The organism is Streptomyces sp. NPDC004111 (assembly GCF_042874215.1).
Taxonomy (GTDB): Bacteria; Actinomycetota; Actinomycetes; order Streptomycetales; family Streptomycetaceae; genus Streptomyces.
In genome coordinates this window covers 25546-38641 of sequence record NZ_JBIAMU010000014.1, presented here as the reverse complement: position 1 = coordinate 38641, position 13096 = coordinate 25546, and the positions used below count along the sequence as shown (strand labels likewise).

13 protein-coding genes are annotated in these 13096 nt (G+C 71.7%); 6 read left to right on the top strand and 7 right to left on the bottom strand.

All coding sequences use genetic code 11. The features are described 5' to 3' along the window. The first annotated feature begins 16 nt into the window (after window positions 1-16). Window positions 17-1609 (top strand): DUF2079 domain-containing protein, encoded by a 1593-nt coding sequence (locus tag ACFYVL_RS26100; RefSeq protein WP_389248831.1) that lies wholly within the window; start codon window positions 17-19, stop codon window positions 1607-1609. A 99-nt stretch (window positions 1610-1708) separates the two neighbouring features. Further along, the gene (locus tag ACFYVL_RS26095; protein WP_389248829.1) at window positions 1709-2050 is read left to right on the top strand and encodes a hypothetical protein; all 342 of its coding nucleotides are present in this window, start codon (window positions 1709-1711) and stop codon (window positions 2048-2050) included. 167 nt (window positions 2051-2217) lie between these two features. Here ACFYVL_RS26095 and ACFYVL_RS26090 read toward each other — a convergent pair whose 3' ends face one another. Beyond that, window positions 2218-3180, bottom strand: a complete 963-nt coding sequence (locus ACFYVL_RS26090; protein ID WP_389248827.1) for a LysR family transcriptional regulator — start codon at window positions 3178-3180, stop codon at window positions 2218-2220. A gap of 759 nt (window positions 3181-3939) precedes the next feature. Here ACFYVL_RS26090 and snpA point away from each other — a divergent pair. Continuing rightward, the gene (gene snpA, locus ACFYVL_RS26085; RefSeq protein WP_389248825.1) at window positions 3940-4602 is read left to right on the top strand and encodes a snapalysin; all 663 of its coding nucleotides are present in this window, start codon (window positions 3940-3942) and stop codon (window positions 4600-4602) included. A gap of 149 nt (window positions 4603-4751) precedes the next feature. On the opposite strand, the gene ACFYVL_RS26080 is transcribed toward snpA, so the two are convergent. The 3 genes from ACFYVL_RS26080 to ACFYVL_RS26070 form a co-directional block, all read right to left on the bottom strand. Beyond that, window positions 4752-5501 carry a DUF6304 family protein gene (locus ACFYVL_RS26080; protein WP_389248824.1) on the bottom strand — a complete coding sequence of 250 codons (750 nt, stop codon included), beginning with the start codon at window positions 5499-5501 and terminating at the stop codon, window positions 4752-4754. 87 nt (window positions 5502-5588) lie between these two features. Continuing rightward, the gene (locus tag ACFYVL_RS26075) at window positions 5589-6176 is read right to left on the bottom strand and encodes a dihydrofolate reductase family protein (protein ID WP_389248822.1); all 588 of its coding nucleotides are present in this window, start codon (window positions 6174-6176) and stop codon (window positions 5589-5591) included. Window positions 6177-6181: 5 nt separating this feature from the next. Continuing rightward, window positions 6182-6772 carry a dihydrofolate reductase family protein gene (locus ACFYVL_RS26070; protein ID WP_389248820.1) on the bottom strand — a complete coding sequence of 197 codons (591 nt, stop codon included), beginning with the start codon at window positions 6770-6772 and terminating at the stop codon, window positions 6182-6184. 168 nt (window positions 6773-6940) lie between these two features. On the opposite strand from ACFYVL_RS26070, the gene ACFYVL_RS26065 reads away from it, so the two are divergent. Continuing rightward, window positions 6941-7522 carry a TetR/AcrR family transcriptional regulator gene (locus ACFYVL_RS26065; protein ID WP_389248818.1) on the top strand — a complete coding sequence of 194 codons (582 nt, stop codon included), beginning with the start codon at window positions 6941-6943 and terminating at the stop codon, window positions 7520-7522. Between the two features lie 59 nt (window positions 7523-7581). Here ACFYVL_RS26065 and ACFYVL_RS26060 read toward each other — a convergent pair whose 3' ends face one another. The 3 genes from ACFYVL_RS26060 to ACFYVL_RS26050 all read right to left on the bottom strand — a co-directional run bounded on the left by ACFYVL_RS26060 (window position 7582) and on the right by ACFYVL_RS26050 (window position 10983). Continuing rightward, the gene (locus ACFYVL_RS26060) at window positions 7582-8172 is read right to left on the bottom strand and encodes a GNAT family N-acetyltransferase (protein ID WP_389248816.1); all 591 of its coding nucleotides are present in this window, start codon (window positions 8170-8172) and stop codon (window positions 7582-7584) included. A gap of 199 nt (window positions 8173-8371) precedes the next feature. Next, entirely contained in the window at window positions 8372-9424 is a 1053-nt protein-coding gene (locus ACFYVL_RS26055) for a family 2 encapsulin nanocompartment cargo protein polyprenyl transferase (protein ID WP_389248814.1), read from the bottom strand. Window positions 9425-9573: 149 nt separating this feature from the next. Next, window positions 9574-10983: a family 2B encapsulin nanocompartment shell protein gene (locus ACFYVL_RS26050; RefSeq protein WP_389248812.1), complete on the bottom strand. Its 1410-nt coding sequence runs from the start codon at window positions 10981-10983 to the stop codon at window positions 9574-9576. A 185-nt stretch (window positions 10984-11168) separates the two neighbouring features. Between ACFYVL_RS26050 and ACFYVL_RS26045 the strand changes: the two genes are divergently transcribed. Further along, complete coding sequence (locus ACFYVL_RS26045; protein ID WP_389248810.1) at window positions 11169-11612, top strand: RrF2 family transcriptional regulator; 444 nt, start codon at window positions 11169-11171, stop codon at window positions 11610-11612. Window positions 11613-11798: 186 nt separating this feature from the next. Further along, window positions 11799-12977: a globin domain-containing protein gene (locus ACFYVL_RS26040; protein ID WP_389248808.1), complete on the top strand. Its 1179-nt coding sequence runs from the start codon at window positions 11799-11801 to the stop codon at window positions 12975-12977. Window positions 12978-13096: the final 119 nt, after the last annotated feature.

Below are 13096 nucleotides of genomic sequence, written 5' to 3'. Positions count from 1 at the left end.
CACGGCGGAGAACCAGATGGAGACAACGGTGGCAGCAGCGGTACGGGAAAGCGGTGCGCGGGCCGCACGAATACCCTCGTGGGCGGTCGGCCGTACACCGAACGACCGGATATCCGTACTGCGAAAGCGCCTTCCGGGCCCCCGCGCGCTCGCCTGGTCCCTGACCGTTCTCTTCTTCGTGCTGTATTCCGCGGTCGCGATTCTCCGCAACAACCGGATGCTCAACGCCGGATTCGACCTCGGCATCTTCGAGCAGGCCATCGCCGCGTACGCGCGGGGCGAGGCCCCGGTCGTCGAGCTGAAGGGCCCCGGCTTCAACCTCCTCGGCGACCACTTCCACCCGATCCTCGCGCTGGTCGCCCCCTTCTACCGGCTGTTCCCCAGCGGTGTCACCCTGCTCGTCGTGCAGTCGGCGCTGCTGGCGCTGGCCTGCTACCCGCTGACCCGGTGGGCGCACCGCGCGGTGGGGCCCGTCGCCGCGCTGGTGGTGGGGTGCGGGGTCGGCGCCTCCTGGGGAATCGTCTCGGCGGCGGCCAAGGACTTCCACGAAATAGCCTTCGCGGTGCCGCTGCTGGCGTTCAGCGCGACCGCGCTGGCGCAGCGGCGCTGGTGGGCGGGTGCGCTCTGGGCGGCCCCGCTGCTGCTCGTCAAGGAGGACCTCGGGCTGACCTTCGCCGCCGTCGGCGCGTACATCGCCCTCCAGGCCCTCCTGGACCGGCGTGCGCGGCGCAAGGAGCGGAGGACAGCACGGGCCGGGGAACGGGAGCCGGACGGAACACGGTCCCGTCTTTCGCTGGGAATCGGTGTCGTCGTGCTCGGTGCGGCGGGAACCGCGGTGGAAATGCTCGTGCTGCTCCCGGCGATGAATCCCAGCGGCGCATTCGCCTATTGGAACCAGATACCGGGCGACGAAGTCTCGGGGTCCGGGAATGTGCTCCAGCTCGCGCTCGGGCTCTTCTGGCCGCCGATGAAATGGCTGCTGCTGCTCATGCTGGCGGCGCCGGTCGCCTTCTTCGGGGTGCGTTCGCCGCTCGTGCTGCTGTGCGTGCCGACGCTGGGCTGGCGGTTCGTGGCGGGCAACGAGCACTACTGGCAGCCCGGGTTCCACTACAGCGCCCTGCTGATGCCGGTGCTCTTCGCCGGTTTCGTGGACGTACTGAGCCGCCGCAAGGACCTCCTCGGCGGCCGGCGCAGGCGCCGTGCGCTCGCCTTCTCGGCCGCTTTCACCGCCGTCACCGCGGCGGTCTACCCGCTGCACGACCTGGTTCTGCCGTCGGCCTGGCAGACCCCGCGCCATGTCACCGTCGCCCGCGAGATCCTCGACCGCATCCCGGACGGCGACACGGTGGCCTCCTCCAACCGCCTCGCCCCGATGCTCACTTCGCGCACCACGGTCAGCCTGGTCTGTTACGGAACCGGCCCCGACCCCGCGAACCCGACCGCCCTGCCTGCCGATCCGCCGCAGTGGGTGGTGGTGGACAGTACCGACCCGACGGTCAAGGTCCCCTGCCCGACGGCCCGCACCGAGCGGATGCTCCGGCTCTACCGCGAGCACGGCTACGTCGAGGTCACCTCGCAGGACGGAATCACCCTGCTGCGCGAGCCCTGACGCCCCCGGAGCGCCCCGTTCCATCACAACCCGGCCACAGCCTCGTCAAGGATGATCAACCGAAGTACAAACGGTGTTCCCGCAGGCAGAATCTCCCCCATGCGCACCCCACGTACCGCTGTCGCGGCTCTCCTTCTGGCCGCCCTGGCAACCGCCTGTTCCGCTGAAACTCCCGCTCCGCCCGCCGAAGTCGGCAGTGCCTTCACGCCCAGCCCCGCTCCCAGCCCGGAGAAGAAGAGCCCCGCCGCCCAGGCGTGTGCCGACGCTCTCGGCAAGGAGCTGCGCAAGCGGAAGGACGCCGAGCAGGAAGTCGCCAAACCGGCTTCCTGCGACCGGCTTTCGAAGGACCAGTACGGTCAGGAGTACGCGGACGCGGTTCGCAAGGCCAATGTCATCAACGACATCCTGGAAGGCCACAAGGACTCCGAGACGGACGGATAGTCCCAGTTCACGGGGGTAATCACCGACCGCCGAAAAGAAGTTGGACCGCACCGCGCATACCCGTCCGCTCCCGGGGCACGCGAGTGTGCGAGGGTCCCGCCGCGCTCCCCCGTCGCGGCGGGGCCCTTTTCGTTTGCCATCCGCCCGGGGCGCGCCCGCCGGGGGTTTCAGGCCGGTGCCGTCTCCAGCAGCGGGCTGCCCGTGCGGCGCAGCCACTCCCGGTAGCCCGCCGCCCGCAGTGCCGCGTCCCGGTACGCGGTCTCCAAGTCGGCGTACAGCAGGGGGAATTCGGCCAATCCGGGGCGGGCGGCCAGCAGCAGGCGGACGCCCAGCGGGTCGTCGCGCAGGGGGCGGATGGCCATGTCGTCGCGGGGGCCCGAGGTGGGCTGGCAGGGGGCGACCGCTTCCCCTATGACGATGAGGGACGAAGCGGTGAGGTAATCGCCGTGCAGGAGCGGCGGGTTGAGTCCCGCTGCGGCCAACACCCGGCGCAGGCCGTCGCGTTCGCCGTCGACGCTGGGGTCGACCATCCAGCGGTCGGTGGCCAGGTCGGCGAGGTCGACCACGGGGGCGGACGCCGCCGGGTGGTCGACGGCCAGCGAGACGAACTGGGGCTCCCGGTCCAGGAGCACCCGGATCTCCAGGCCAGGCGGCAGGTGCAGCGGGCAGCCCTCGACCTCGTGGACGAACGCCACGTCCAGGGAACCCTCCGCCACCATCCGCAGCAGCGCGTTCGCGGAGACGTCGACGTGGAGCGTGGTGTCGGTTTCCGGGAGGCCGAGGCGGAGTCTTCGCAGCCAGCCGGCCACGACCCGGCTCGCGGTGGAGCCGATGCGCAGGGCGGGGCCCTCCTGGGCGCTCAGGGCGGCCTCGGCGCGGGTCTCCGCGATCAGTGTGCTCATCCCGTCCACGAGCGGGCGGGCCCGGCTGAGGAGGGACTGGCCGAGCGGGGTGGGGCGGCAGCCGGTGCGGCGGCGGGAGAAGAGTTCGGCGCCGAGGGAGTTCTCGATGCGGCGCAGCTGGGTGGTCAGGGACGGCTGACTCATGCCGAGCACGCGCGCCGCCTTGTGCAGGCTGCCCGCGTCGGCTATCGCGCACAGTGCACGAAGGTGTCTCACTTCGAGCTCCATGGGGCAGAGGGTAGAGCGGGCCCCCCGGAGGCACCAGATGACGCCGGTGCGCGGGAGAGCCAAGTGGCCGGATTTCGTCCGGCGGTCACCGGGACCGTACCTGCCCGGACCAGCACGGAAGCGGACACGCGGGTCACGGTGACAGCGACGGCACCGTCCCGGGATGCGGACCGGCACGGTCCACGGGCAGGGCCCGGCACCGCAGGGGGTGCGCGGGGCGGCACCGCAGGGCACGTGCAGACCGGCACCGCACAGGGCACGCGGGGCGGCACCAGAGACGGCGTGCGGCCCGGCACCGCAGAGGGTTCGCGGGGCGGCACCGCAGGGCGCGTGCGGACCGGCACCGCACAGGGCGCGGGGCGAACCCGGAGAGGGCGTGCGGACCGGCACCGCAGGGGGTTCGCGAGGCGGCACCGTAGAGGGTTCGCGGACCGGCACCACAGGGCGCGTGCGGACCGACACCGCACAGGGCGCGGGGCGGACCCGGAGAGGGCGTGCGGACCGGCACCGCGGGGGTGTTCGGCGGGGCGCGGGGAGTCCGGCGCGACGTGGGCGCGCAATAGCCGAACCCAGCCTCGTACGAACGGAGTTGGCGCGCCCTTCAGGGCCCCTTCACCGGGGGGATACGACCGCGCTATCACCGGTTGACATCATCCGCAGCCGCCCGGCCCTCCCCCACACTCTCCCCAGTCCCACTCGCACGTCCCCATCCCCGCCCGGACCCACCGGACAACGGACCAGCTAGGGAGACACCCCCACATGAGACACCCCCGCACCCTCCTCGCCGCCGCTCTCGGACTCGGCCTCGCCGCGGTCGCCGCCGCGCCCGTCGCCAGCGCCGCCCCCGCACAGTCCGCCTCCGCGCCGGTCTCCTCGTACGCCTCCGTCTCCGCGTACCAGCAGTCGCAGGAGAACGCCGCGGCGACCAAGGCCTTCCAGCAGGCCGTGTGGAAGGAGGTCGCCAAGCAGCGGGCCGCGAACCCGGGAATCCAGGTCGTCACCGTGCGCTACAACGCCTCCAGCGCACCGACCTTCCGCACCCAGATAGCCCGCTCCACGCAGATCTGGAACAGCTCGGTCACCAATGTGAAGCTCCAGGAGAGCACGTCGGGCGCCAGCTTCTCGTACCGCGAGGGCAATGACTCGCGCGGTTCGTACGCCAGCACCGACGGCCACGGCCGCGGCTACATCTTCCTGGACTACCGGCAGAACCAGCAGTACAACTCCACCCGCGTCACCGCCCACGAGACCGGTCACGTGCTCGGTCTTCCCGACCACTACTCCGGCCCGTGCAGCGAGCTGATGTCGGGCGGCGGCCCCGGCACCTCCTGCCAGAACGCCAACCCGAACGCGCAGGAGCGTGCCCGCGTCAACCAGCTGTGGGCCAACGGCCTCACCGGCGTGGTGAACGCCGCGCGCTGATCCGCCGCGCTTCCCCGCACCACCCGCACCACCCGCACGGCCTCACCACGGGCACCCCTTCGCCGCTCACCGGAGCGGTGGAGGGGTGCCCGTACTTGTGCCGGCACGGGTGCCCGCGCGGGTGCCGCCCGCGGTGCGGGCCCGTGGTGTCAGCCGGCCGAGGCCGCCGTCTGCGGTGGCTTGAAGTCGCCCTGTACGTGGATCAGTTCGACCTGCGGCGGCGGGAAGGGGCCGCGGTGGCCGGTGCCCCGTTCTCCGTCCGGGCGGCGCTCGAAGTCCGGGCAGCGGTGCGTCTCCTGAACGAAGCCGGAACTGCGGTCCCACACCTGGAGCACGCCGTCCTTGCCCTCGGCCGCGCGGTACTCGTCCTTGGCGTCGCGGAAGCAGCCGAGCCCGCCGAGCAGCGGAATCCCGGCGGCCGGGAAGTAGTCGGAGAAGGCGCACGAGAGGCAGGACTTGAGGTAGGAGCCCGCCGGGAGCTGCCGCTGGATGTCGGCGAGCGCCCCCTCGAAGTCGCCGGACGCGTGCCCGGACTCGTACAGCGCGCCGTCGAAGTGCAGGGCGAGGCCGAGGTGTGTGCGGTCGGGCCCGCCGGCCGGGTCGGGGCGGCCGAGGGTGAGCAGGCAGCGCAGGGCGGCCCGGTGCACCGTCCCGTCGTCGTACACCGGCATCGGTATGTCCCACTCCAGGACGCAGCCGCACAGCGCGCCCTCGCCTGTGAGGGTGAAGCCGGTTCCGTCCGGCGGCGGTTCCTCCGACGGCAGCAGCGCGTCGAAGCTCGCGCCGGTGAACTCCACGTCCCTGATACGGGCGTGCAGGTGGTGCCCGTCGGTGCTGATGGTGAGGGCTTGGGTACCGGTGCGATCGCGGTACCAGCCGACCCATGACTCTCCTGTCATGGGCGGGACTTTAACGCGTCGGCGAGGGGCGCCGATCAAGGACGGCCACCGCGGGGAGGGACTCGCGGCGGCCGTCCCGGCACGGGGTCACCGCTTCTTGCGGTACGTCGCGACGATCGCACCGTTGTCGAAGGTCCGGCACTCGGCCAACTCGTACTGGCGCAGGGCGAATCCGGCCGACGCCATGGGGACGCCGGAGCCCACGAGGACCGGGTACGTCTTGATGATCAGCTCGTCGATCTCGTCGGCGAGCTGTCCGGCGATCTCGCCGCCGCCGCAGAGGTAGATGCCGAGTTCACCGTCCTCCGCCTTCAGCTCCCGCACCTTTCCGACCAGATCGTCCCGGATCAGTTCGACGGCGGGGTCGGGGTACTCGGTGAGGGTGCGGGTGGCGACGTACTGGCGCAGGTGCGCGTACGGGCTGGTGACGCCCTGGTCGTAGGCCACCTGGTTGCTCCGGCGGCCCTGGACGACGGTGTCGAACCGGGTCAGCGGCCGGTCGTCGATGCCGAGGTGCTTGCGGGCGAAGGTGGGCAGGGTGTCGGCGAACTCGTCGAACATGAACCGGTGGAACTCGCCGGTCGCGAACTTCTCGAAGAACGCTCCGTCGCCCGTGTCCGGCTCGCCGATGAAGCCGTCGAGGGAGGAGGCGATGTAGTAGGTCAGCTTGCGCAAGGCGGTCAGCCCTTCAGCCGGGAGTAGGTCAGTACGGCGGTGCCGTTGGCGAACGTGCGCATCGAGTCGAGCGAGAAGGAATGCACGCCGAACTCGGCGGTGAAGAGCCGCACTCCGTCGCCCAGGACGACCGGGTAGAGCTTGAGGACGATCTCGTCGATCTCCTCGACGAGCTGGCCGGCCAGCTCGCCGCCGCCGCCGAGGTAGATGCCGAGCCCGCCCTCCTCGGCCTTCAGTTCCCGTACCTTCGCGGCGATGTCGCCGGAGAGGATCTCCACGTCCGGGGACGGCGAGCCGGCCTCGGCGAGGGTGCGGGAGACCACGTACTGGCGCAGGTGCGCGTACGGGCTGGGGATGTCGATGTCGAGGGCGGCCTGGTAGGTGGTGCGGCCCTGGAGCATCGTGTCGAAGTGCTTGTTGGGCGTGTCGTCGGCGCCGAGGTGGCGGCGGACGTGGGTCGGCAGGCACTCCGGGTACTCCCCGACCAGGAAGTCCCGCAGGAACTCCTCGCTGACCGGGTAGGCGTCGATGCTGAGGTCCGGGGCGGCGATGAAGCCGTCGATGGACATTCCGACGTAGTACGCGAGCTTGCGCAAGCGAAGTCCTTCTTCTCGGTGATCGGTGAGTCGTGGTGCGCGGATCCGGGTGTGTGGCGGACCGGCGCCGTAACCACGACAGCTATAGTGCTTCAGGTGTAGTGGTTGCGCAAGACCCTTTGCCGGAGAATTCCGGGAGAGCCGGAAGAGGAACGAGAGGAACCCGCCGTGGCCAGGAACCCCGAACGCCGCACCGCCCTGCTGGACGCCGCCATCGAGATGCTCGCCGCCGAAGGCGCGCGCGGGCTGACGTTCCGCGCGGTGGACGCCCGCGCGGGAGTGCCCACCGGTACGGCGTCCAACTACTTCGCGGACCGCGACACCCTGTTCGGGCAGATCGCGGGCCGGGTGCACGAGCGGATGACACCGGATGCGGCGGAGTTCGGCGACCTGCTGGCCATGAAGCCGTCCCGGGACCAGGTCAAGGGATTCATGCACGATCTGGTGCGCCGGATGACCGCAGAGCGGTCCGGCTATCTCGCGGTGCTGGAACTGCGCCTGGAGGCGACCCGGCGTCCGGCCCTGCGCGAGGCGCTGAGCCGGACGCTGGGTGCGGACTTCCACAGCAACATCCGGTTCCACGTGGAGTCCGGGCTGCCGGGCGACGCCCAGGACGTCCAGGTGCTCTTCCTGGCCATGACCGGGCTGCTGCTGGAGTACTTCACCCTGCCGGACATCATGACCGGCTCCCCCGAGGAGCTGGACGCCCTGGTGGAACGGGTGGTGGAGCGCACCATTCCGGAGAAGTAGCGGCGACGGAGGAGCAGCTCCACCGGTGGGCGCGGCGGCACCCGAGGGAGCGGCGTCGCTCAGCCCCGCGGGGCCCGCCACATCGGGTACATCAGCGGCCCGCCCTCGGGCAGCCGCAGCGGTGTCCCGTGGTCCTCGAAGCCCAGCCGCCGGTAGAGCTCGCGGCTGCGCGCGGTGCTCGCCTCCAGGTAGACGGCCCTGCCGTCGCGGTCGCACTGCTCCAGCACGGGCAGCATCAGCGCGGAGCCGAGGCCCTCGCCCTGCCGGTCCGGGTGCACGCCGATCATCCACAGGTACAGGTGCGCCTCGTGGTGCGGGTGGACGGCCGCGGTGAGGCTGCCGATCAGCTCGATGCGCTCGTTGTCCGGGTCGAGGGCCGCGCGGAGTCGCGCGGCGCCGTCGTCGGGTTCCGGCGCGCCCGCCGGGGTGTCCAGCCAGAGCGCGACGCCGCCCTCGGCCGCCAGGTCCACCCGGCCGTGGGCGAGCACCACGTCGAAGAAGGCGCCCATCATCTGCGGGTGCACCCGCGACCGCTGCTCCAGGTCGGGGAAGACCCAGGAGCTGACCGCGTCGTCGTGGAACGCCCGGTGCAGCACGTCCTGCGCCTCACCCCGGTCCTCCTCGCCCGCCTGCCGTATATGTACGCCCATGCCCGTCTCCGTCTCCGTGACCCACAACTGTCATACGCGATCTTAGAGTTGGGGGTCGGGGACGGTTTTCGGGCGGTACGGGGAAGGGCCCGGCGGGAGTGCCCCGCCGGGCCCGGACCACGTCCCGCGGCCCCGCGCACGTCGGCGAAGCCGTCGCGGGCCCGTCACCCCGGCACGGGGCACCCGCGGCGCCACGCCCTCAGCGCGTACGCCGCGTCACGAACTCCGCCAGCGCCAGCAGTTCGTCCGCCGCCGTCAGGTCGGGCACCGCCCGCGAGAGGTGCTGCACCGCCCTGGCCATCCGGTCGGCCGCCTGCCCCTGCGCCCAGTCCCGCCCCCCGGCCCGCTCCACGGCGTCGGCGGCCCGGCGCACCGCCGAGGCGTCCATCGCGGGGCCCCGGTAGAGCTCCGCGAGTTCGTCGGCGGCGGACGAGCCGGAGGCCATCGCCGCCACCACGGGCAGCGACTTCTTGTGCGAGGCGAGATCGGCGCCGGCGGGCTTGCCGGTGTGCGCCGGGTCGCCCCAGATGCCGATCAGGTCGTCGATCAGCTGGAAGGCGAGGCCCGCCTCCCGGCCGAACGCGTCGAGCGCGTCCACCTCCTCCTCCCCGGCCCCCGCGTACAGCGCGCCGAGCGCGCAGGCGCAGCCGAGCAGTGCGCCCGTCTTGGCCTCGGCCATGGTCAGGCACTCGTCGATGGTGACGTCCTGCGGTGCCCGCTGCTCGAACGCGCAGTCCGACTGCTGGCCCTCGCACAGCTCGATGACGCAGGCGGAGAGCCGCGAGGCGGCCTTGGCGGAGGCCGGGTGCGGGTCCTCGGCGAGCAGCCGCAGTGCGAGCGCGCACAGCGCGTCACCCGTGATGATCGCGTCCGGTATGCCGAAGACCGTCCAGACCGTGGGGCGGCTGCGGCGGGTGGGGTCCTCGTCGATCACGTCGTCGTGCATCAGCGTGAAGTTGTGCGCCAGCTCCACCGCCGCGGCGGCCCGGACGGCCTGCTGGGGGTCGCCGCCGAGGGCCTGGGCGGCGGCCAGGACGAGGGCGGGCCGGATGGCCTTGCCCGCCGTCCCCTCGGACGGGGTGCCGTCCGCCTGCTCCCAGCCGAAGTGGTACCGGGCGATCCTGCGGACCTGGCCGGGCAACGACTCGACCGTCGCCCTGAGCCGGGGGTCGACTGCGGTCCTGGTGCGGGCGAGGAGGCCGGCCGCACCCGCGCCGTCCCCCCTGCCGCCCGTCGCGTGGGTCGTGGTCATGGTCAATGCCAACTCCCTCCGTACTGGGGGGTGTTGCTCATTGCCCCACTCCCCCGCACACCCCTTACCCCCTCGGGCCGTCCCCTCCTGCTCGCCCGGCTCCCCGTCCGCCGGTTCCCCTGTTGTCCCCGTGCTTCTTCCCGGTGCGGCTACCTCCACCGTCCGATCTCGACGTTCTCCAGCACGCCGAGCGCGTCCGGCACGAGCACGGCCGCCGAGTAGTACGCGGTCACCAGGTACGAGATGAGGGCCTGCTCGTCGATGCCCATGAAGCGCACCGAGAGGCTCGGCTCGATCTCGTCCGGGATGCCGGTCTGCTGGAGCCCGATGACGCCCTGCTCCTCCAGTCCGGTGCGCATGCAGATGATCGACGTGGTGCGCGCGTCGCTGATCGGGATCTTGTTGCACGGGAAGATCGGCACGCCGCGCCAGGAGGGGATGCGGTTGCCGGAGATCTCGACGGTGTCCGGGTTGAGGCCCCGCTTGTTGAACTCGCGGCCGATCGCGGAGATCGCCCGGGGGTGCGCCAGGAAGAACTTGTTGCCGCGCCGCCGCGACAGCAGTTCGTCCAGGTCGTCCGGGCTCGGCACGCCGTCGTGCGGCTGCAGGCGCTGGCCGTAGTCGCAGTTGGCGAGGAGGCCGAACTCCTTGTTGTTGACCAGCTCGTCCTCCTGGCGCTCGCGCAGCGCCTCGACGGTGAGCCGCAACTGCTGCTCGGTCTGGTTCATCGGAGTGTTGTAGAGGTCCGCGACGCGGGTGTGGACCTTCAGTACGGTCTGCGCGACGGACAGTTCGTACTCGCGCGGCGAGGCGTCGTAGTCCACGAACGTGTGCGGTACGAGGGCTTCGCCGACATGGCCCGCGGACAGGTCGATGGGCGCTTCGCCGAACTGGTTGGTGCGCTGGCGCGGCAGCGAGCGGACCGCGGCGAGGTGGTCGCGCAGCGAGTCCGCCCGGTCGGCGAGGGTGAGTACGTCGTCCCTGGTCAGGGTCAGTACGGTGCACGCGGTGGCGGCCTTGGCGGTGTAGCCCCAGCTGGCGTCCTCCTCGACGAGCGCCTGGTCGCCGAAGAACGAGCCGTCGGCGAGGACGCCGAGCACCTGCTCCTCGCCGTACGGGCCGGAGCCGACCTTCTCGACGCGGCCGTGCGCCAGCAGGTAGACGGTGTCGGCCCCGTCCCCCTGGGCGGCGATCACCTCTCCGGCGGCGAACTCGCGCTGCCGGCAGCGCTGCGCCAGCTCCTGGAGCACCTCGGTGTCGCCGAACGTGCGCAGCGCGGGCAGTTCGCCCAGCTCGGCGGGGATGACGGTCACCTCGCTGCCGGTCTGCACGAAGGTGACGCGTCCGTCACCGACCGAGAAGCTGAGCCTGCGGTTGACCCGGTACGCACCGCCCTGGACCTGTACCCAGGGCAGCATCCGCAGCAGCCAGCGGGAGCTGATCTCCTGCATCTGCGGGGCGGACTTGGTGGTGGTCGCCAAGTTCCGCGCGGCGGCCGTACCGAGACTCTGCTGCGGCGGCTGCGTATCGCGGACTTCGGAACCTGCCTCGACCGACATCTGTCTCCCTTTCGATCCTGCTCTCGATCATGTGCTGACCTGCGGAAGTAGCCTTGCAGCACGGGGAGTTGGCGCGCCATTACACAAAAGAGTGTGACTAGATCACCGGAGAAGGGGGAAGAGCGCGCGCCCGGCTTGACCCATCCAAAGTTGCATTTGAGATGCAACTTAAATAGCGTGAAGCCATGCGGCTGACGAGGTTCACCGATCTGGCACTGCGCGTCCTGATGCGCCTTGCCGTCGAGAAGGGCGAGACACCCACCACCCGCGAGGTGGCGACGGCCATGGCGATCCCGTACACGCACACCGCCAAGGTGGTCGCCCGGCTCCAGCACCTCGGGATGATCGAGGCGCGCCGGGGGCGGGGCGGCGGGCTCGCGCTCACGGCGAAGGGGCGGTCCGCGTCGGTCGGCGGACTCGTCCGCACCCTCGAAGGCCCGGACGACGTGGTGGAGTGCGAGGGCGACACACCCTGCCCGCTGCGGTCCGCGTGCGCGCTGCGCGGGGCGCTGCGCAAGGCCCAGGAGGCGTTCTTCGCCGCGCTGGACCCGCTGACGGTGGACGAGCTGACCGAGGCCCCCACGGGTCCGCTGCTGCTGGGGCTCTCGGCTACGCGCCGTCACGACTGACCCGTACCGGCCCCGCTTCGACCACGTATCCGCAGACCCACGACGGCTGTTTCCGGCCGCCTTCCCCGCCCCTCCCCCCTGCCCGCACTCCCCCTCGCGCCCACCCCTCGCCCTCCGCCCGCTGCCTCAAAATGCGACTCTTAAATTCCAATTAACTTGCGCCACTCACTCCCAAGGAGCCCCGGAATGCTCTCCGAGACCGCCGTCGTGACCGTCCGCGCCACCCTCCCCGCCGTCGGTGCGGCCGTCGAGGACATCACCGGGCTGTTCTACGACAAGCTCTTCGCCGCCCATCCCGAGCTGCTGCGGGACCTGTTCAACCGGGGCAACCAGGCGGCCGGCACCCAGCGCCTGGCCCTCGCGGGCTCCATCGCCGCCTTCGCCGCCCACCTGGTCGAGCACCCGGACACCCGCCCCGACGTGATGCTCGGCCGGATCGCCCACAAGCACGCCTCGCTCGGCGTCACCGAACCGCAGTACCGGATCGTCCACACGTATCTCTTCGAGGCCATCGCCGAAGTGCTGGGCGACGCCGTCACTCCCGAGGTCGCCGCCGCCTGGGACGAGGTCTACTGGCTGATGGCGGGCGCCCTGATCGCCCTGGAGCAGCGCCTGTACGCCGAGCAGGGCGTCCTCAAGGGCGACACCTGGCGCGACTGGGAGGTGGCCGGCCGGATCGAGGAGACCGCCGACGTCGCCACCTTCCAGCTGCGGCCCGCCGACGGCCGCCCGGCCCCGCGGCACAGGCCCGGCCAGTACGTCTCCGTACAGGTCGAACTCGCCGACGGGGCACGGCAGATCAGGCAGTACAGCCTCAGCTGCGCACCCGGCGCGCCGGTCAGCACCATCGCGGTGAAGCGGATCGGCGACGGCGAGGTCTCCCGCCACCTGCACGAACACGTCCGCGAGGGGTCCCGGCTGCGCGTCTCGGCACCGTACGGCGACCTGGTCCTGCACGACGGCGAGGCGCCCGTACTGCTCGCCTCGGCCGGCATCGGCTGCACCCCGATGCTGTCCATGCTCGCCCACCTCGCCGACACCGGGCACCGCGCGCCGGTGACGGTCGTGCACGCGGACCGCTCCCCCGCCGCGCACCCGATGCGGCACGACCACGGGGCACTGGCGGAGAAGCTGGCCGACGCCTCGGCCCACTTCTTCTACGAGCACCCCCGGGAGGGACACCCGGCGGGGCTGACCGGACTGGTCGACCTCTCCCGCATCGAGGTCGCCCCGGGCACGCACGCCTACCTGTGCGGTCCACTGCCCTTCATGCGGTCGGTGCGGGAGCAGCTGCTGGCCAAGGGGGTGCCGGCCTCGGACATCCACTACGAGGTGTTCGGACCGGACCTCTGGCTGGCGAGCTGAGTCCGGGGCCGGGTCGGGCCGGACCGGGCGCGGTCGCGGTCGCGGGAGTGCTCGCCGTCCGGGGGCCGGGTCGGATGCACGCTCGGTCGTCCAACCGTACGAGCACTGTCCGGATCGGC